The sequence below is a fragment of the Streptomyces sp. NPDC022552 genome (genome assembly GCF_055561875.1).
In genome coordinates, this window is sequence record NZ_JBVHGJ010000002.1 from 205725 (window position 1) to 224104 (window position 18380).

An 18380-nucleotide genomic window follows, 5' to 3' on the forward strand; every position below is an offset into this window, starting at 1 on the left:
TGCGGGCCGGGGCCGCTGCCCTCAGCCCCGGTCGCTCGGGCGGGCCAGGCGGAAGGCGCGGCGGTCGGCGCGGCGTCGGGCGGGGACCGGGATCTCGGTGACCTCCTGCTCCCGGGCGCCCATCTGCGGCACCAGGCCCGTCGCGGCGGTCGTCGTACCCGCCAGCACCGCCGCCGGGGCGCCGCCGCGGCGGCGGACGGAGCCGGGGACCAGCGGACGCCCGGAGGTGTGCAGGGCGACCGCCGTCATCGGGACCGCCACCAGCAGGAGCAGGACGCACAGGACCAGGCCCATGCCGGGGTAGCCGGCCTGCTCGGACAGGACGCTGCCGGTGACCGGGCCGCAGGCCACGCCCAGGGAGGACGCCGATCCCACCAGCACGGCCCAGCGGCCGCGCGGGTCGAGGGATGCGGCGAGACCGAGCAGGTACGACAGGACGACCGGGTAGAAGACGTTCCAGAGGATCTCGCCGGTCGCGAAGGCGGGCAGGCTCTCCGCGCGCGAGCTGACCAGCACGCACACGGCGATGATCACCGTGCCCGCCCCGACCGGCACGGCCCGGCCGATCCGCGAGCCGAGCGCCCCTGCGGCCGTGACGCCCGCGAGTCCGGCCCCGAGCGCCAGGGCGAAGACGGCACCGACGGTGACCTCGCTCAGTCCGGCCTGGGTGAGCCCGATCCGGCCGCTCACACCCCAGAGCGCGTTCTGCGCCAAGGACCAGCAGAGGATCGCCCCGGCGAGCACGAGGCCGGAGCGCCGGTGGGGGAGCGGGGATCCCGCGCCCCCGCCCTTGGCGGGCTCCGCGACCGGGCGCCTGATCCCACCCGCGGAGCCGCCCGCGAGGCCGCCCGTCAGCGGCCAGACCAGTGCCGCCGCGAACGCGATGGACGCGAACGGCAGCGCATGGCCGCTGCCGAGGTGGGGGAGCGAGAGGTAGAGCGCGCCGGCCGTCGCCGAGACCGCGAGCAGGCCGAGCGTCGACGCCCGGTGGGGGTCCCGCTGGGCCGCGATGCCGGCCGCGGCCACCGCCAGCGTCGTACCGGAGCCGAAGCCGCCCACGACCGCGCCGCCGACCACCAGCGGAACGCTCGTGGTCAGCGCCGCCGAGCCGTAGCCGGCGACCATCGCGAGGAGGCCGATGCGGGCCGCCCGGCGTGGGCCGAGCCGCTCCACGCGCGCGGCCAGCGTGAAGCCGGCCGAGGCGGAGGCGAGGAGCAGCACGGAGCCGACCAGGCCCGCCTGGGCCGGGGTGAGGCCGAGCCCGGCGGAGAGTCTGCCGACGACGGTCGGGAGCAGGTACGGAGCGAGATAACCGGCCGTGAACAGGGCGACAAGAGGCCCCAGGGCACGCGGGCGCGACAACATGGGCGTTCCAGAGAACGGGAGGGAGGGGAGGGGCGCCCGGTGTTGCACGGGATCGCGGGACATATGTATCAAGCACGTGAGGGTCCCGAGAACCCCGAAAGGGATGGAAACCCCGCATTCGGAATGTGATCTGAGTCACTATGGGTTTGGGGTCTGATTCCCCGGGTAGGCGCGAGCGATTTTGCTCTCGCCGCACCCGCCACTCAGGCCCCGTCGGGCACACTTGACCTGATCCGCACCACGTTCGGGGAGCCTGCCGTGACCACACCAAGGGGAGACCACCAACACGACGCGGGCGTCGACCCGTTGGTGCGTCTGCGCGAGCCCACCGACCCCGCCTGCGACGTCTTCCTCACCGGCACGGTCTTCCTCGACATCATCTTCACCGGCCTCGACTGCGCCCCCGTGCGCGGCACCGAGTCCTGGGCCAGGGGCATGGGCTCCAGCCCCGGCGGCGTCGCCAACATGGCCACCGCCCTCGCCCGCCTCGGCCTGCGCACCTCGCTCGCCGCCGCCTTCGGGGACGACCACTACGGCGAGTACTGCTGGGACGCCCTGGAGCAGGGCGAGGGCATCGACCTCTCGCTCTCCCGGACCGTGCCCGGCTGGCACTCCCCGGTCACCGTCTCCATGGCGTACGAGGGCGAGCGCACGATGGTCTCCCACGGCCACGAGGCCCCGCCCCTGGACGGCGCCCTGCCCGCCTATCCGCCGCACGCCCGGGCCGCCGTCGCCTCGCTCGTACCGGGCCGCGGCGAGGAATGGGTCGCCCAGGCGGCGCGGGGCGGCGCGAAGGTCTTCGCCGACGTCGGCTGGGACGACACCGGCCGCTGGGACCTGAACGGACTGGCCGACCTGGAGCACTGCGAGGCCTTCCTGCCCAACGCCCAGGAGGCCATGCGCTACACCCGCACCGACTGCCCGAGGGCCGCCGCCCGCGCGCTCGCCGACAAGGTCCGCTACGCCGTGGTCACCCTGGGCGCGGAGGGCGCGTACGCGGTCGACGGCGCCACCGGCGAGACCGCCGAGGTGCCCGCCATCGAGGTCTCCGCCCTCGACCCGACCGGCGCCGGAGACGTATTCGTGGCCGGATTCGTCACCGGCACCCTCGCGGGCTGGCCCCTCGCCGACCGGCTGGCCTTCGCCGGGCTGATCGCCGCGCTCTCCGTCCAGGAGTTCGGCGGCTCGCTCTCCGCGCCCGGCTGGGGCGAGGTCGCCACCTGGTGGGAGCACGTCCAGGAGCACGTCTGCCAGGACCCGGAGGCCCTGCGCGACCGGTACGCCTTCCTGGAGCGGCTGCTCCCGGCCGCGACCCGCCCCTGGCCCCTGCGCCGCGCGGTCCCGACGATCGGCTTCAGGGCAGCGCAGCTCTAAAAGCCTTCGGCCGTGTCGGTGACAAGTCGTAGGCTTGGTATCCCAGAGGTTGTCGAGCAGCGAGAACCCTGCAACGGGAGGTATGTGCAGGCCACAGTGCCGGCCCATGACTCAGACACCCACAGCCCCCAATGGCGCGCCGGGCGAGGCCCGCGCCCACTTCACCGTCCCCGCCAAGCATCCGATGGTGACCGTTCTCGGCTCCGGTGACGCACTCCTGCGTGTGATCGAGAAGGCGTTCCCGAAGGCCGACATCCATGTCCGGGGCAACCAGGTCAGCGCAGTGGGCGAGGCGACGGAAGTCGCCCTCATCCAGCGACTGTTCGACGAGATGATGCTGGTGCTCCGCACCGGGCAGCCGATGACGGAGGACGCAGTGGAACGCTCGATCGCCATGCTCAGGGCGAGCGAGAACGGCAAGGCGGAGGACGGCCAGGAGAGCCCGGCCGAGGTGCTCACGCAGAACATCCTCTCCAGCCGCGGCCGCACCATCCGCCCCAAGACCCTCAACCAGAAGCGGTACGTCGACGCGATCGACAAGCACACGATCGTCTTCGGCATCGGCCCCGCCGGTACCGGCAAGACGTATCTGGCCATGGCCAAGGCGGTCCAGGCCCTGCAGTCCAAGCAGGTCACCCGGATCATCCTGACCCGGCCGGCCGTCGAGGCGGGCGAGCGGCTCGGCTTCCTGCCCGGCACGCTCTACGAGAAGATCGACCCGTACCTGCGGCCGCTCTACGACGCGCTGCACGACATGCTCGACCCCGACTCGATCCCGAAGCTGATGGCCTCGGGCACGATCGAGGTCGCGCCGCTGGCGTACATGCGAGGACGGACGCTCAACGACGCGTTCATCATCCTCGACGAGGCGCAGAACACGAACCCCGAGCAGATGAAGATGTTCCTCACCCGCCTCGGCTTCGAATCCAAGATCGTCATCACCGGTGACATCACCCAGGTCGACCTGCCGGGCGGCACGAAGAGCGGTCTTCGCCAGGTCCGGGAGATCCTGGACGGGGTCCAGGACGTCCACTTCTCGATGCTCACCTCCCAGGATGTCGTCCGGCACAAGCTCGTCGGCCGTATCGTCGACGCGTACGAGCAGTACGACAGCCGCAACGGGAAGTAGCAGAGAAGCACCATGTCGATCGACGTCAACAACGAGTCCGGAACCGAGGTCGACGAGCAGGCGATCCTCGACATCGCCCGCTACGCGCTCGCGCGGATGCGCATCCACCCGCTCTCCGAGCTCTCGGTGATCGTCGTCGACGCCGAGGCGATGGAGCAGCTCCACATCCAGTGGATGGACCTGCCGGGCCCGACGGACGTCATGTCGTTCCCGATGGACGAGCTGCGCCCGCCGACGAAGGACGACGAGGAGCCCCCGCAGGGCCTCCTCGGTGACATCGTGCTCTGCCCCGAGGTCGCCACCCAGCAGGGCAAGGACGCGCCGACGCAGCACTCCATGGACGAGGAGCTCCAGCTCCTCACCGTCCACGGAGTGCTGCACCTGCTGGGCTACGACCACGAGGAGCCCGACGAGAAGGCCGAGATGTTCGGCCTCCAGGCGGCGATCGTCGACGGCTGGCGCGCGGAGAAGGGCCTGACCGGCCCCTCCCCGGCGCCGACCGTCTCCTGAGCCCCCGATGAACGCATCACTCATCCTCGGTGCCGTCGGCCTGGTCATCGTCGCCTGGCTGGCCGCCTGCGCCGAGGCCGGTATCGCCCGCGTCTCCAGCTTCCGCGCCGCCGAGGCCGTACGGTCCGGGCGGCGCGGCGCCGAGAAGCTGGCGCAGGTCGCCTCCGACCCGACGCGCTACCTCAACGTGGCGCTGCTCGTCCGCGTCGCCTGCGAGATGGCGGCCGGCGTCCTCGTCACGTACGCCTGCCTGGAGGAGTTCACCGAGACCTGGCAGGCCCTGCTCGTCGCCATCGCGGTGATGGTGCTCGTCTCGTACGTGGCTGTCGGCGTCTCCCCGCGCACCATCGGCCGGCAGCACCCGCTGAACACGGCGACCGCCTCCGCGTACGTCCTGCTGCCGCTGGCCCGCATCATGGGCCCGATCCCGCAGCTCCTCATCCTCATCGGCAACGCCCTCACCCCCGGCAAGGGCTTCCGCAAGGGCCCCTTCGCCTCCGAGGCCGAGCTGCGGGCCATGGTCGACCTGGCCGAGCAGGAGTCGCTGATCGAGGACGACGAGCGCCGGATGGTGCACTCCGTCTTCGAGCTCGGCGACACGCTCGTACGGGAGGTCATGGTGCCGCGCACCGATCTCATCTGCATCGAGCGGTACAAGACCGTCCGTCAGGCGCTCACGCTCGCGCTGCGCTCCGGCTTCTCGCGGATCCCGGTCACGGGTGAGAACGAGGACGACATCGTCGGCATCGTGTATCTGAAGGACCTGGTCCGCAAGACGCACATCAACCGCGACGCCGAGGCCGACCTCGTGTCGACGGCGATGCGGGCGGCCGCCTTCGTGCCGGACACCAAGAACGCGGGCGACCTGCTTCGGGAGATGCAGCAGGAGCGCAACCACGTCGCCGTCGTCATCGACGAGTACGGCGGCACGGCCGGGATCGTCACGATCGAGGACATCCTGGAGGAGATCGTCGGCGAGATCACCGACGAGTACGACCGCGAACTCCCGCCGGTCCAGGAGCTGGGCGACGACCGCTACCGGGTCACCGCGCGCCTCGACATCGGCGATCTGGGCGAGCTGTACGGATTCGGCCCGGACGAGTACGACGACGAGGACGTGGAGACCGTCGGCGGACTCCTCGCCAAGGCGCTCGGCCGCGTGCCGATCTCGGGCGCCAAGGCGGTCGTGGAGCTGCCCGACGGGCGCTCGCTGCGGCTGACCGCCGAGTCCCCCGCGGGCCGCCGGAACAAGATCGTGACGGTGCTCGTGGAGCCCGTGCCGGCCGCATCCGAAGGGACCGGGGATGACGCCTGACCAGCTGCGCGCCTTCTGCCTGGAGTTCAACGACGCGACGGAGGAGTTCCCCTTCGGGCCGGACACCTCCGTCTTCAAGGTCGCCGGGAAGATGTTCGCGCTGTCCTGGCTCGACGGCGAACCGCTGCGGATCAACCTCAAGTGCGATCCGGACGAGGCGGTCCGGCTCCGCGAGGAGTACCCGGCGGTCGCACCCGGCTACCACATGAACAAGCGCCACTGGAACACGGTGACCGTCGGCGGGCTCCCGGACCGCATGGTCCGGGAGCTCGTCGAGGACTCGTACGACCTGGTGGTCGCGGGGCTCCCGAAGACGGTCCGCCTCCGCCTCGACCGGCCGTAGAGGCTCCACGGCCGGGAGACTCCGGCCCGGGGGCCCAGGCCCGGGCGCCTAGCCGGAGGCGCCCGGGCGCCTAGGCCTTGCGGCGCAGGCCCAGGGCGATCAGGAGCGCCGCCGCCAGGACGATCGCCGCGTCGACGGCGAGGACCGTGCGCACCCCGTCGTACAGGCTCGGGCCGGTCGTCGCCAGGACGCCGAGCAGGGGGATGCCGACGGTGATGCCGACCTGCTGGGTCGTCGTCACCAGGCCGGTCGCCAGGCCCTGTTCCTCGTCCGGGACGCCGGAGGTGACGGTCACGCCGTACGCGATGATGGCGCCGAGGTGGCACATGCTCGCCAAGGAGACGCCGACCGTCGCGAACACCGCGCCCGACTCCGTGCCGAGGCCGAGCAGCATCGCCACGAACACGCCCTGGCCCAGCAGGGAGAGCGCCAGCGTGCGGCGGGCGCCGAACCGGCCGATGACCTTCGACGCGACCGAACCGGCGAGCACCGACAGGACGCCCTGCACCCCGAAGACCAGGCCGGTGCCGAAGGCCGAGAGCCCCAGCGTCTCCTGGAGGTACAGGGTCAGGACGAAGACGACCGTGGACATCATCGAGAAGGTCACGAGCCCGCCCAGATTGCCGAAGGCCACCGTCCGCCGGCGCAGCATCGGCAGCGAGACCAGCGGGGCCTCGTGCCGGGACTCGAACACCACGAAGGCCGCGAGGAGCAGTACGCCCAGCACCAGGGTGACCAGGACGTCCGTACCGCCGAAACCGCGCTCGGCCGCCGTCGACAGGGCGTAGATCACGGCGAGCAGTCCACCGGTCACGGTCACCGCGCCCGGCACGTCAAGCCGGGGCCGGTCCGAGGTCCGCGACTCGGGCAGCAGGCCGGGCGCGAGCGGCAGCACGACCGCGCTGAACAGAGCGAGCACGCCCATCGTGGAGCGCCAGCCCAGCGTGTCGGTCATGACACCGCCGAGCACCATGCCGATCGTGAAGCCCAGGGACATCAGCGTGCCGGAGATGCCGAGCGCCCGGTCCCGCTGCGGCCCCTCGGCGAACGTGGTGGTCAGCAGCGACATGCCGGTCGGCACGATCGCCGCCGCGCCGAGGCCCTGCAGGGCACGCGCGGTCAGGAACGAGGCCGGGTCCCAGGCGAAGGTCGCGAGCAGCGAGGCCGCCCCGAAGAGGGCCAGCCCCGCGAGGAACAGCTTCCTGCGGCCGTACAGATCGCCGATCCGGCCGAAGAGCAGCAGGAACCCGCCGGACGGCAGGGCGAACGCGGTCACCGCCCACTGCAGCGCGGACGGGCTCATCCCGAGGTCGGCGCCGAGCACGGGCAGCGCCACGTTCAGTACGGAGAAGTCGAGCGCCACCATGAACTGGGCGGCGCACAGCACGAAGAGGATCAGCCGGGCACGGCCGGTCAGGGCCGGCCGGGTCGGGGACGGGGGAGTGAGGGTCGTTGGCATGCCCCCACCCTCGGAGCGCGGGAACATCCGTGGGGAGCGGGTACTTATCCTGTTGGTCGCACCACCAGGCATCCAGGGGGAGGAAGCAGCCGTGGTCACTGCGGTCGAGAACGACGCTGCCAAGGCACACCGACTGGCCGAACTGCGCGAGTTCCTGATGAGCCGTCGGGCCCGGGTCACGCCGGCCGAGGCCGGCCTCCCGGACGGCGGGGCCCGGCGCCGCACACCCGGCCTGCGCCGCGAGGAGGTCGCCGTCCTCGCGGGCGTCGGGGTCTCCTGGTACCAGTGGCTGGAGCAGGGCCGGGACATCACGGTCTCGCCCCAGGTCCTCGACGCGGTCGCCCGGGTGCTGCGGCTCAGCGCGGCGGAGCGCCGCCATCTGTACGTCCTCGCCGCCCTCAACCCGCCCGCGCCCGAGGTCGATCCGGCGGCGCGGGACATGTGCGCGGGGCTGCGGCGGCTGATCGACGCGTGGATGCCGTTCCCGGCGCACATCATGGACGTGTACTGGAACACGATCATGTACAACGACTCGGCGTCGGTCGTCCTGGGCATGCGGCCCGAGATCTCGCAGAACTGCCTCATCTCCTTCTTCACCGATCCGCTCTACCGCTCCCGGTCGGCCGACTGGGAGCGCCTCGCGCCGCAGGTCGTCGCCCAGTTCCGGGCCGCGTGCTCGGAGTGCCCGGACGACGACGGCTTCCGCGCGGTGGTGGAGGAGGCGAAGGAGGCGAGCGCGGAGTTCGCGGAGCTGTGGGAGCGGCGGGACATCGCCCCGGGCGGCCAGATCCGCAAGGAGATCGGGCATCCGGTGGTGGGCGAGCTGCACCTGGAGTCGACGCAGTTGCGGGTGCCCGCGCGCCCCGACCTGACGATCGTCATGCACACCCCGCTGCCGGCGGCGGACACGGAGGCGAAGCTGACCTGGCTGGTCTCCCCCGAGGGCCGGCGCGGGGCGATGTACCCGATCGCGGGCTGACCGGAGCGGCCGCCCGGGAGGCCCCCTGCGCACAGGAATGTCACAGGTGGCGTATATCCTCCTCGCGATCCGGCCGTCCCCCTCCCTCCGGTGCCGGTTTGCCACGTCACTCGCACCCACAAGGGGCCTTTCCACCATGCGTACTCGCATTCGCCACGGCCTGGCCGCCGCTCTCACCGTCTCCGCGCTCTCCCTCGTCGCCGCGTGCGGTGGATCGGGCGACGCCAAGGACACCAAGGACAAGGCGGCCGACAAGCCGGCTGCCGGACAGACGTCGGCGGCTCCGGCGCCCGCCACTCCGCTGACGGCCGCGCAGATGAAGGCCGGCATCCTGGTGTTGAAGGACCTGCCGTCGGGCTGGAAGGACACCACGACGAAGCCGTCCACGGACGTCTACAAGGCCGACAAGCCGGAGTGCCAGCCGTTCGCCGATGTGATGGGCGACGAGATCGCCGGCGCCACCAAGGGCGCGAGCGTCGACTTCACCGTGGGCGAGAGCGAGGCCGAGCTCAGTGAGGAGATCGTGACCTTCGCCGGTACCGGCGCGGCCGACTTCACCAAGAAGGTCGGCACCGCGCTGGCCGGCTGCACCGAGTTCACGGTCGAGATCGAGGGCAACAAGATGAAGTCCACGGTCAAGAAGATCACCGCCCCGCAGGGGGTCGAGGAGGCGCACGCCTTCACCCTCTCGATGGAGGTCGCGCCCGGCATCAAGATCGAGCCGAACCTCGTCGTCGCCCGCCAGGGCACCGGTGTGCTGCGGTTCCTGCACCTCGCCGACGCCGCCACCGCCAAGAAGGACTTCGACGCCCTCGCCAAGCTCGCCGCCGACAAGTTCGTGAAGGGCGCGCAGAGCTGATCCCGGGCCCCGACCTATCCTCGGGGCATGACGATTCAGCCTGACCACGGCGGCCTCGGCGCCGAGGACCTCAAGATCATCACGCTGGCGCGCAGCGCCCGCGCCCGCAACGGTGTGCCCGAGGGCGCGGCGGTACGGGACGAGACCGGCCGCACGTACGTGGCCGGGACCGTGGCCCTGGAGTCGCTCAAGCTGAGCGCGCTCCAGACCGCGGTCGCGATGGCCGTGGCCAGTGGCGCCCAGTCCCTGGAGGCCGCGGCCGTCGTCTCGAACGCCGACGCCGCGTCGGACGAGGACCGCGCGGCGGTGCGCGACCTCGGCGGTCCGGACACCCCCGTGCTCCTCGCGGGGCCCGACGGGCAGCTGCGCGCGGCGGTCACGGCGGGCTGAGGCCCAGACGGACCCGAAGGGGGCCCGGCAGAATGCCGGGCCCCCTTTGCGCGTTTGTGAAAAATCAACGAACCGTCTCTTGTCTTCCCAGGCCAGGTGCGCGTCAATGACAGCGGTCCGTCCGACGGACCGTCAGATCGACGCCTTCACGCAGCGTCCGCACCCCTGCGTGCTTCACCGGAAGGGGTACGACCTCATGAGAGGCAGCAACTTAGGAATCGGTGCCGTCCTCGCGGGCGCGCTCGCCGTGACCGGACTCGCCTTCGCCCCGGCGGCCGCCGCCGTGACGCCGGGCACCGCCACGGCCACGTACGACTGCGGGTTCTGGGGCGGCGGGCTCGCCACCCTCCAGGCCACGCAGAGCGGCACGGCCGCGACGATCACCCTCACCTCCGCCGTCAAGACGCCGGTCGCGGTCGGCGCCGACACCATCAACGCTCAGCTGACGATGGCCAAGGGCGGGGGCGGTACCCGCGTCTTCAGCGGCACCAAGAACCCGGCTCTGGCGGCGAACCAGTCCGTCACCATCGGTCCGCTGAGTGGGACCGTGGCCGCCGGCGACAGTCTCAACTCGTACTTCGCGGGCATCGCACTCAAGATGACGATCTTCGGCGTGACCGTGAACTGTGACGCGGTCACCTCGCAGTCGCCCGGGCCGTTCGTCTTCTGACGGGCCGCCCCGTCCCACCTGTCGCACCTTCACCGGCGTCGCCTCGCGCGGCGCCGGTACCTGTGTTGCGCACGCGCCTGACCAGGCAAAACGTCGATCTTGACAGCATCTGATGGGCCATCAGTCGGTGCATTTCGATTCCATTGACTTCTCCTCACGCTCGGTCGTCAATGGCGCCCTCTCATCCCTCAGGAGGGGGCACACATGGCTTTGAGAAACCCGCCCCGAAGACGGCGCTGGACCGCCGCCATCGGGACCGCCGCCCTGGTGTTCGGCGTCGGAGGCGCGCTGGCGTCTCCGGCCGGCGCGCTGGGGCCCGCGTCCCAGGCCGTGGACTTCATGACCCGCTGCGTCCCGCCGCCGATCGCCGGCATCCCGCCGATCGAAGGCACCACGACGGCAGAGATCACGGTCGACAAGCCCACGCCCAAGGTCGGCGACACCGTCACGGTCACCTACACGGTCACCAAGCCCGCCGCGTCGAACCCCGTCGACCTGGCCCTCCCGGCCGACATCATGACCCCGAGCGGCAAGGTCGTCCTCGGCGGCGCCCAGTCCGGCGCGGTCACCGTCACCGGCCCCAAGAAGAATCCGCCCGTCCCCGGCAAGGGCACGTTCCCGTCGTTCTCGATGACCGGTACGTTCACGGTCACCGCGCCCGGCTCGATCAGCCTCTCGCCCGGCGACTACAACATCCACACCAGCTACATCATGGAGCTGGACACCCCCTGTACCGTCCTGAACCCGCCCGCCCCCGTCTCCGAGACGGTCGTCGCGAGCGCGCAGCCGGGTGCCAACGAGCGCAACATCGCGCTCGACGCGGCCTCCGGCGCACCGGGCGTCCGGGTCACCGTGACCGGCGCCAAGTTCACCCCGCTCGCCGAGGTCACCGTCGTCGGCCGGTCCGGCGCGGCGGAGACCGCCGACAAGATGACCGTCACGGCCGACAGCGAGGGCGGATTCGTCGCCCGACTGAAGGTCAACGACAAGGCGACCACCGGAATCGTGGCGTACGAGGGGACGGCCTGGGACGCGGAGAAGGGCGCGGGACCGGCCGCGTACACCGTCATCGACGACACCCCGCAGCCGCCGAACAGCCAGAAGCTCACCGCGGCGGTGACGGCGGGCACACTGTCGATGACCCAGGCCGGTGACGCCGTCCAGCTGTCGTCCGTCGACTTCGGCCAGGGCGGCGCGGCGACCGGCGATCTGAGGACGGTGACGGTCAAGGACTTCCGCGGCGGCCCCGCGGGCTGGTCCCTGACCGGCAAGGTCACCGACTTCACCGGCCCCGGCGGCTCCATCGGCGCCGGAGCCCTCAGCTGGACCCCGGCCTGCACCACGAAGGCCGGCAGCCCGAGCACCTGCGTCCCCGGCTCGGCGGGAACGGTCGGCAGCGGCGGGGCCACCCTCGCCTCGACCCCGAACGGCGCGCTCACCGGTGGTGAGTTCACCGTCGACGCCAAGGTCTCCCTCGACGTCCCGGCGTTCACCGCGCCCGGTTCGTACGCGGGCGTCCTGACGCTCACGCTCAGCTGATCCGCGGTACGCACACAGCGGGCCGGGCGCGCACCCGGTCGGCCCGCTCCGAACCCCGCTCCGACCCCCGGGAGGGTCCGCACCGTGCGCACCAAGCTGTACGTCCTCCTCGTCGCGGCGGCGCTCGTGCTGCTCGCCGCTCCGTCCGCCCGGGCCGCCGACAACGGCGAGTGGGCCGTCTACCCGGCCGCCTCCCAGCTCGGCAGCCGGCCGTACTTCTACCTCTCCGCGGACCCCGGCACGACGGTGACCGACGAGGTCACCGTCGCCAACAAGACCGGTGCTCCCCTCACCTTCCGGCTCTACGGCGCCGACGCCTACAACACCGAACGCGACGGCGGCTTCGCCATCCGCACCAGCCAGGAGAAGCAGACCGGCGCCGGTGCCTGGATCAAGCCCGCCCGTACCCGCGTCACCGTCCCGGCCCGCTCCTCCGTCACCGTGCCGTACACCCTGACCGTCCCCGAGGACGCGGAGCCCGGCGACCACCCCGGCGCCGTCGTCGCCCTCGACGAGCGCGTGGAGGCCGGCGGACAGGGCTCGGTCGCCGTCGGCGTCCAGCGGGCCGTAGGAGCCAGGGTCTACCTCCGGGTCGACGGCCCGACCGTCCCCGCCCTCGCCGTCGAGGACGTCACCCTCGACCAGGACCGGCCGCTGGTCCCCGGCGCCGGTACGAGCACCGCCCTGATCTCGTACACGCTCCACAACCGCGGCAACGTCACCCTCAACCCCAGGGTCGCCCTGCGCGCCGAGGGCGTCTTCGGCCGCACCCTGCTCGCCCGCGATCTGGCGAAGATCCCCTCCGAGCTGCTGCCCCGCCAGAAGATCCGGCTCACCGAGCGGTGGACCGGGTCGCCGCAGTTCGACTGGGGCGAGGTGACCCTCACGGCCACCGCGAAGGACGTCCGGGAGTCCGGGCGGGCCTCCTTCCTCGCGCTGCCCTGGCTCGCCGCGGCCGCCGTGCTCGCCGGGGGAGCGGCGGCGCTGATCGGGCTGCGGGTCCGGCGTCGCAGGGGCTCAGGGAGGCACTGAGTACGTGACGACGTCCCGCATCGGGGAGAATGGCCCCCATGAGCGCTCGTAACCAAGAATCCGAAGCCGTCCACCGGGCCGGCTTCGCCTGCTTCGTCGGCCGCCCCAACGCGGGCAAGTCCACCCTCACGAACGCTCTGGTCGGCCAGAAGGTGGCGATCACCTCCAACCGGCCGCAGACCACCCGGCACACGGTGCGCGGCATCGTGCACCGCCCGGACGCGCAGCTGATCCTCGTGGACACGCCCGGCCTCCACAAGCCGCGCACGCTCCTCGGCGAGCGCCTGAACGACGTCGTGCGCACGACGTGGGCCGAGGTCGACGTGATCGGCTTCTGCCTGCCCGCCGACCAGAAGCTCGGCCCCGGCGACCGCTTCATCGCCAAGGAGCTCGCCGGGATCAAGAAGACCCCGAAGGTCGCGATCATCACCAAGACCGACCTGGTCGACTCCAAGACGCTCGCCGAGCAGCTCATCGCCGTCGACCAGCTCGGCAAGGAGCTGGGCTTCGAGTGGCAGGAGATCGTGCCGGTCTCGGCCGTCGGCGACAAGCAGGTCCAGCTCGTCGCGGACCTGCTGATCCCGCTCCTGCCGGAGTCCCCGCCGCTCTACCCCGAGGGCGACCTCACGGACGAGCCGGAGATGGTGATGGTCGCGGAGCTGATCCGCGAGGCGGCGCTGGAAGGCGTACGGGACGAGCTGCCGCACTCGATCGCGGTGGTGGTCGAGGAGATGATCCCGCGCGAGGACCGCCCGGCGGACAAGCCGCTCCTCGACATCCACGCGAACGTCTACATCGAGCGCCCCAGCCAGAAGGGGATCATCATCGGCCCGAAGGGCAGCCGCCTGAAGGAGGTCGGGATGAAGTCCCGCAAGCACATCGAGGCGCTGCTCGGGACCCCGGTCTTCCTCGACCTCCATGTGAAGGTCGCGAAGGACTGGCAGCGCGACCCCAAGCAGCTCCGCAAGCTCGGCTTCTGACGCCCGTATCGCGCCCCGACGCGCCCCAGGCCGGCCGGCGGCCGACCGCCGGGGTCAGGCGCCTTCCTTCAGGACCTTCGCGATCAGGGCGCGCTGCGACTCCGTCAGGCGTGGGTCGCGGCAGCGGACCGTCTCGTCGTCGACCGTGATCTCGTACGAGAAACCGTCCGGCACACCCCCGGCGCCGCCGTCCCCGTCCCGCAGGACGGCGACGGCCAGCGCGTGCCAGTCCCCGGCGTCCGGCCGGCCGGAGGTGTCCACCTCGGCCGACCGTTCGATGCCCGCGAAGCCGCCCGTGCGCCGCACTCGAATACGCATGGCCCTGGTCTATCAGTCCGTCGGCACGCCGACAGCCCCCCAGGCCTTCAGCACGGCCTGGATCTCCTCCCCGTCCCCGTACCGCTCCCGCGCCGCCGCCACCGTCGCCGCCGCGAACTCGGAGAACCGGGTCTCGGGGGTGAGCGCCCCGCCCGTCATCACGTCGTACCAGATCTGCCCCGCCCGCTCCCAGGCCTTGCCGCCCAGCTCGGTCGCCGCGAGGTAGAAGGCGTGGTTCGGGATGCCCGAGTTGATGTGCACCCCGCCGTTGTCCCGGCTCGTGCGGACGTAGTCGTCCATGTGGCCCGGCTGGGGGTCCTTGCCGAGGACGTCGTCGTCGTACGCCGTGCCCGGCGCCTTCATCGACCGCAGCGCCGTCCCCTCGACGTCGGGGTGGAACAGGCCCTCGCCGATCAGCCAGTCCGCGTCCTGCGCGTTCTGGCCGAGCGTGTACTGCTTCACGAGGGAGCCGAAGACGTCCGAGACGGACTCGTTGAGCGCGCCCGACTGGCTGAAGTACTCCAGGTTCGCCGTGTACTGCGTGAAGCCGTGCGCCAGCTCGTGGCCGATCACGTCCACCGGCAGCGTGAAGTCGAGGAAGATCTCGTCGTCGCCGTCGCCGAACACCATCTGCTCGCCGTTCCAGAAGGCGTTGCCGTAGTTCCGGTCGTAGTGGACCGTCGCCAGGAGCGGCAGCCCCGCGCCGTCGATCGAGTCCCGGCCGAAGCCCTTCAGGAAGAGGTCGAAGGTGGCGCCGAGCCCGGCGTACGCGCGGTTGACGGTGGCGTCCCCGGTGGCCTCCTGGCCCTCCTCGCGGACCACGGTGCCCGGCAGGTCCGTGCCGTTCTCCGCGTCGTACACCGTGCGGCGGGGGCGGGCCGGCTCCGCCGGCTCCGTGGGTCCGGCGGACCGGGTCACGGCCGGCTGGGAGAGGACGCGGCTGGTCCGGTTCATCGCGTCGGCGACCAGGGTGCGCCGGGCGGCCGCGGCGACGGCGGGGTCGGCGGACGAGGCCAGGTGCTCCAGCAGATGCGGCGGCACGATCGTGCAGAAGACCGGGTGGGCGGGGACGTACGCGGGGGAGGTCATGCCAGCAATGTGGCACTGGGTCACGCGACTGTCACTAGGGGCGACCATGATCCGCGAAATGGAGTGATTCGTCACCCTTTCGTATTGTCGGTCCGGCCGTCCCGCATACTGAACAGGACGTCCGCGCTCCGCGGACCTGAGCTAGGCTGCGGCACATCATGCGTTTCGGGCTGCTTCTCCTTAGCTGCCGCGGCGAGGGCCTGTAGTCGTAGGCCGACCCCCTCCCCGCGGGACCTGGTGTTGCGCCAAAGTCGGCCTCCCCCAAGCTCTCGGCTTCGTTCGAGCAGGGGGACCCCCACTCCCGGATCCGAGGAGCCCCACGCGATGTCCCAGCCCGTTGGCCGCCCGACGCCCATCACCAACGCCACCCGGACGCAGAAGCCGTCCGGCATGCCGATCCACAAGTACGGCCGGTACGAGGCCGTGCACATCCCCGATCGCACCTGGCCCGAGCAGCGCATCACCAAGGCTCCCCGCTGGCTGTCGACCGACCTGCGCGACGGCAACCAGGCGCTGATCGACCCGATGAGCCCCGCCCGCAAGCGTGAGATGTTCGACCTGCTGGTGCGCATGGGCTACAAGGAGATCGAGGTCGGCTTCCCGTCCTCAGGCGAGACCGACTTCAACTTCGTGCGCTCCATCATCGAAGAGGGCGCGATCCCGGACGACGTCACCATCTCCGTACTGACCCAGGCCCGCGAGGACCTGATCGAGCGGACCGTGGAGTCCCTGGTCGGTGCCAGGCGCGCCACCGTCCACCTGTACAACGCCACCGCGCCCACCTTCCGCCGGGTCGTCTTCCGCGGCTCGAAGGAGGACATCAAGCAGATCGCCGTCGACGGCACGCGGCTGGTCATGGAGTACGCCGACAAGCTGCTGGGCGACGACACGGTCTTCGGCTACCAGTACAGCCCGGAGATCTTCACCGACACCGAGCTGGACTTCGCCCTGGAGGTCTGCGAGGCGGTCTGTGACGTCTGGCAGCCCGAGGAGGGCCGCGAGATCATCCTCAACCTGCCCGCCACCGTGGAGCGTTCGACGCCCTCCACGCACGCGGACCGGTTCGAGTGGATGTCCCGGAACCTGACCCGCCGCGAGCACGTCTGCCTGTCCGTCCACCCGCACAACGACCGGGGTACGGCGGTGGCGGCGGCCGAGCTGGCCATCATGGCCGGCGCCGACCGCATCGAGGGCTGCCTGTTCGGGCAGGGCGAGCGCACCGGCAACGTCGACCTGGTGACCCTGGGCATGAACCTGTTCAGCCAGGGCGTCGACCCGGAGATCGACTTCTCGCAGATCGACGAGATCCGCCGCACCAGCGAGTACTGCAACCAGATGGAGGTCCACCCGCGCCACCCCTACGCGGGCGACCTGGTCTACACCGCCTTCTCCGGCTCCCACCAGGACGCCATCAAGAAGGGCTTCGACGCCATGGAGGCCGACGCGGCCGCCCAGGGCAGGACCGTGGACGAGATCGAGTGGGCCGTGCCGTACCTGCCCATCGACCCGAAGGACGTCGGCCGCTCCTACGAGGCCGTCATCCGGGTCAACTCGCAGTCCGGCAAGGGCGGCATCGCGTACGTCCTGAAGAACGACCACAAGCTGGACCTGCCGCGCCGGATGCAGATCGAGTTCTCGAAGATCATCCAGCAGATGACGGACTCCGAGGGCGGCGAGGTCACGCCGGCCGCGATCTGGTCGGTCTTCCAGGACGAGTACCTGCCCAACCCGGACAACGCCTGGGGCCGTATCCAGCTGCGCTCCGGCCAGACCACCTCCGACACGGACGGCACCGACACCCTGACCGTCGAGGCGGTCGTCGACGGCGTCGACACCGTCCTGACCGGCTCCGGCAACGGTCCGATCTCCGCCTTCTTCGCCGCGCTGCAGGCGGTCGGCGTGGACGCCCGACTGCTGGACTACCAGGAGCACACGATGAGCGAGGGTGCCTCCGCGCAGGCCGCCTCGTACATCGAGTGCGCCATCGACGGCAAGGTCCTGTGGGGCATCGGCATCGACGCCAACACCACCCGCGCCTCGCTGAAGGCCGTCATCTCGGCGGTCAACCGCTCCGCGCGCTGATCCGCCGCCCAAACCCGGCGGCGGTCACCGTCACCCTTTCCGGTTGACACCGGGCACTGCCCGAAGGGGGCCCGTCCACACGGACGGGCCCCCTTTGCGGTGCGGCGACGGCGCCGGACCCCGCTCGAGGCGGTGTCGTGTCTCGGCCAAGTCGATGGCGATCTGGCGACGAGGTGCTGACGCCACATCAAGGATGTGGCTAACATCACTCCCCACGTCGGCAAAGTCGCCGGTTCGTCAAGGGAGGTGCGGTGTGCGGTCTGCCCGAGAGTCACGCGGACGAAAAGTGATCCTCTGCGGCGTTCGTACCTCCTGGAACACCGTCGGGGACGGCGAGTTCTTCTGCGAGGAGTGCGGCGGCGACCGTAACTACCGCAGGCGGACGGGACGCCGCCGGTTCGCGGTCCTGGGCGTGCCCCTGCTGCCGCGCGGCCTCGCCGGTCCGGTCGTCGAATGCACCGCCTGCCACACGCACTTCGGTACCGACGTGCTCGACCACCCGACCACGAGCCGTTTCGCCGCCATGCTGCGCGACGGCGTGCACACGGTCGCCCTGGCCGTCCTCGCGGCGGGCGGCACCTCTTCCCGTACCGCCGTGGACACCGCCGTCACGGCGGTCCGCGCCGCCGGATTCGACGAGTGCACCGGGGTCCAGCTCACCGACCTCGTCGAGGCACTCGCCGCAGACACCGGCCGCTTCCTGCCCGACGCGGGCAGCGGCGGCGCGGCCCTGGCGATCGAGCTGCACGAGGCCCTGGAGCCGCTCGCCCCGCATCTCGCGGCCTCCGGGCGCGAGTCGATCCTGCTCCAGGGGGCGAGGATCGCGCTCGCGGACGGGGCGTACAGCCCGGCGGAGCGGGACGTGCTCCACACCGTCGGGAACGCGCTCGCGCTCTGCTCCGACGACACGGCCCGGCTCCTCGCCACGGCGAGGACGCTGCTGTAGC

General features: G+C 71.4%; 18 protein-coding genes. 14 read left to right on the top strand and 4 right to left on the bottom strand.

Annotated elements, in window-relative coordinates; all coding sequences use genetic code 11:
* Window positions 1-21: 21 nt before the first annotated feature.
* On the bottom strand, window positions 22-1365 hold the full coding sequence (locus ACZ3OF_RS05785) for an MFS transporter (RefSeq protein ID WP_361679899.1): 1344 nt from the start codon (window positions 1363-1365) through the stop codon (window positions 22-24).
* A 258-nt stretch (window positions 1366-1623) separates the two neighbouring features.
* On the opposite strand from ACZ3OF_RS05785, the gene ACZ3OF_RS05790 reads away from it, so the two are divergent.
* From ACZ3OF_RS05790 to ACZ3OF_RS05810, 5 genes are all read left to right on the top strand, one after another.
* Window positions 1624-2739: a carbohydrate kinase family protein gene (locus tag ACZ3OF_RS05790; protein ID WP_361679902.1), complete on the top strand. Its 1116-nt coding sequence runs from the start codon at window positions 1624-1626 to the stop codon at window positions 2737-2739.
* A 106-nt stretch (window positions 2740-2845) separates the two neighbouring features.
* Entirely contained in the window at window positions 2846-3868 is a 1023-nt protein-coding gene (locus ACZ3OF_RS05795; RefSeq protein WP_361434971.1) for a PhoH family protein, read from the top strand.
* Between the two features lie 12 nt (window positions 3869-3880).
* Window positions 3881-4378 carry an rRNA maturation RNase YbeY gene (gene ybeY, locus ACZ3OF_RS05800; RefSeq protein ID WP_352187910.1) on the top strand — a complete coding sequence of 166 codons (498 nt, stop codon included), beginning with the start codon at window positions 3881-3883 and terminating at the stop codon, window positions 4376-4378.
* A gap of 7 nt (window positions 4379-4385) precedes the next feature.
* On the top strand, window positions 4386-5693 hold the full coding sequence (locus ACZ3OF_RS05805; protein WP_361679905.1) for a hemolysin family protein: 1308 nt from the start codon (window positions 4386-4388) through the stop codon (window positions 5691-5693).
* Window positions 5683-6036 carry an MmcQ/YjbR family DNA-binding protein gene (locus ACZ3OF_RS05810; RefSeq protein ID WP_361679908.1) on the top strand — a complete coding sequence of 118 codons (354 nt, stop codon included), beginning with the start codon at window positions 5683-5685 and terminating at the stop codon, window positions 6034-6036. Before ACZ3OF_RS05805 ends, ACZ3OF_RS05810 begins: the two co-directional genes overlap by 11 nt.
* Before the next feature lie 70 nt (window positions 6037-6106).
* On the opposite strand, the gene ACZ3OF_RS05815 is transcribed toward ACZ3OF_RS05810, so the two are convergent.
* Entirely contained in the window at window positions 6107-7495 is a 1389-nt protein-coding gene (locus tag ACZ3OF_RS05815) for an MFS transporter (protein ID WP_467303055.1), read from the bottom strand.
* Between the two features lie 157 nt (window positions 7496-7652).
* On the opposite strand from ACZ3OF_RS05815, the gene ACZ3OF_RS05820 reads away from it, so the two are divergent.
* The 7 genes from ACZ3OF_RS05820 (at window position 7653) to era (ending at window position 13944) form a co-directional block, all read left to right on the top strand.
* The gene (locus tag ACZ3OF_RS05820) at window positions 7653-8474 is read left to right on the top strand and encodes a helix-turn-helix transcriptional regulator (protein WP_467303791.1); all 822 of its coding nucleotides are present in this window, start codon (window positions 7653-7655) and stop codon (window positions 8472-8474) included.
* 136 nt (window positions 8475-8610) lie between these two features.
* Window positions 8611-9333, top strand: a complete 723-nt coding sequence (locus ACZ3OF_RS05825) for a hypothetical protein (protein ID WP_361679917.1) — start codon at window positions 8611-8613, stop codon at window positions 9331-9333.
* 27 nt (window positions 9334-9360) lie between these two features.
* Window positions 9361-9723 carry a cytidine deaminase gene (locus tag ACZ3OF_RS05830; RefSeq protein ID WP_361594028.1) on the top strand — a complete coding sequence of 121 codons (363 nt, stop codon included), beginning with the start codon at window positions 9361-9363 and terminating at the stop codon, window positions 9721-9723.
* A gap of 196 nt (window positions 9724-9919) precedes the next feature.
* Entirely contained in the window at window positions 9920-10393 is a 474-nt protein-coding gene (locus ACZ3OF_RS05835; RefSeq protein ID WP_361679920.1) for a hypothetical protein, read from the top strand.
* Between the two features lie 204 nt (window positions 10394-10597).
* Window positions 10598-11932, top strand: a complete 1335-nt coding sequence (locus ACZ3OF_RS05840) for a WxL domain-containing protein (protein ID WP_361679923.1) — start codon at window positions 10598-10600, stop codon at window positions 11930-11932.
* Between the two features lie 84 nt (window positions 11933-12016).
* Entirely contained in the window at window positions 12017-12964 is a 948-nt protein-coding gene (locus ACZ3OF_RS05845) for a WxL protein peptidoglycan domain-containing protein (protein WP_361679925.1), read from the top strand.
* A gap of 29 nt (window positions 12965-12993) precedes the next feature.
* Window positions 12994-13944: a GTPase Era gene (gene era / locus ACZ3OF_RS05850; RefSeq protein ID WP_389571786.1), complete on the top strand. Its 951-nt coding sequence runs from the start codon at window positions 12994-12996 to the stop codon at window positions 13942-13944.
* A 54-nt stretch (window positions 13945-13998) separates the two neighbouring features.
* Here the strand turns inward: era and ACZ3OF_RS05855 are convergent, their stop codons facing one another.
* Together ACZ3OF_RS05855 and ACZ3OF_RS05860 are read right to left on the bottom strand one after the other, a co-directional pair.
* Complete coding sequence (locus ACZ3OF_RS05855) at window positions 13999-14262, bottom strand: protealysin inhibitor emfourin (protein ID WP_361679928.1); 264 nt, start codon at window positions 14260-14262, stop codon at window positions 13999-14001.
* 12 nt (window positions 14263-14274) lie between these two features.
* Window positions 14275-15351, bottom strand: a complete 1077-nt coding sequence (locus ACZ3OF_RS05860) for a M4 family metallopeptidase (RefSeq protein ID WP_467303062.1) — start codon at window positions 15349-15351, stop codon at window positions 14275-14277.
* A gap of 324 nt (window positions 15352-15675) precedes the next feature.
* On the opposite strand from ACZ3OF_RS05860, the gene leuA reads away from it, so the two are divergent.
* Together leuA and ACZ3OF_RS05870 are read left to right on the top strand one after the other, a co-directional pair.
* A complete protein-coding gene (gene leuA / locus ACZ3OF_RS05865) occupies window positions 15676-17433 on the top strand; it encodes a 2-isopropylmalate synthase (protein WP_361679933.1) in 1758 nt (585 codons plus the stop codon).
* 253 nt (window positions 17434-17686) lie between these two features.
* Window positions 17687-18379, top strand: coding sequence for a TerB family tellurite resistance protein (locus ACZ3OF_RS05870; RefSeq protein ID WP_361679936.1), 693 nt, complete (start codon window positions 17687-17689; stop codon window positions 18377-18379).
* Window position 18380: the final 1 nt, after the last annotated feature.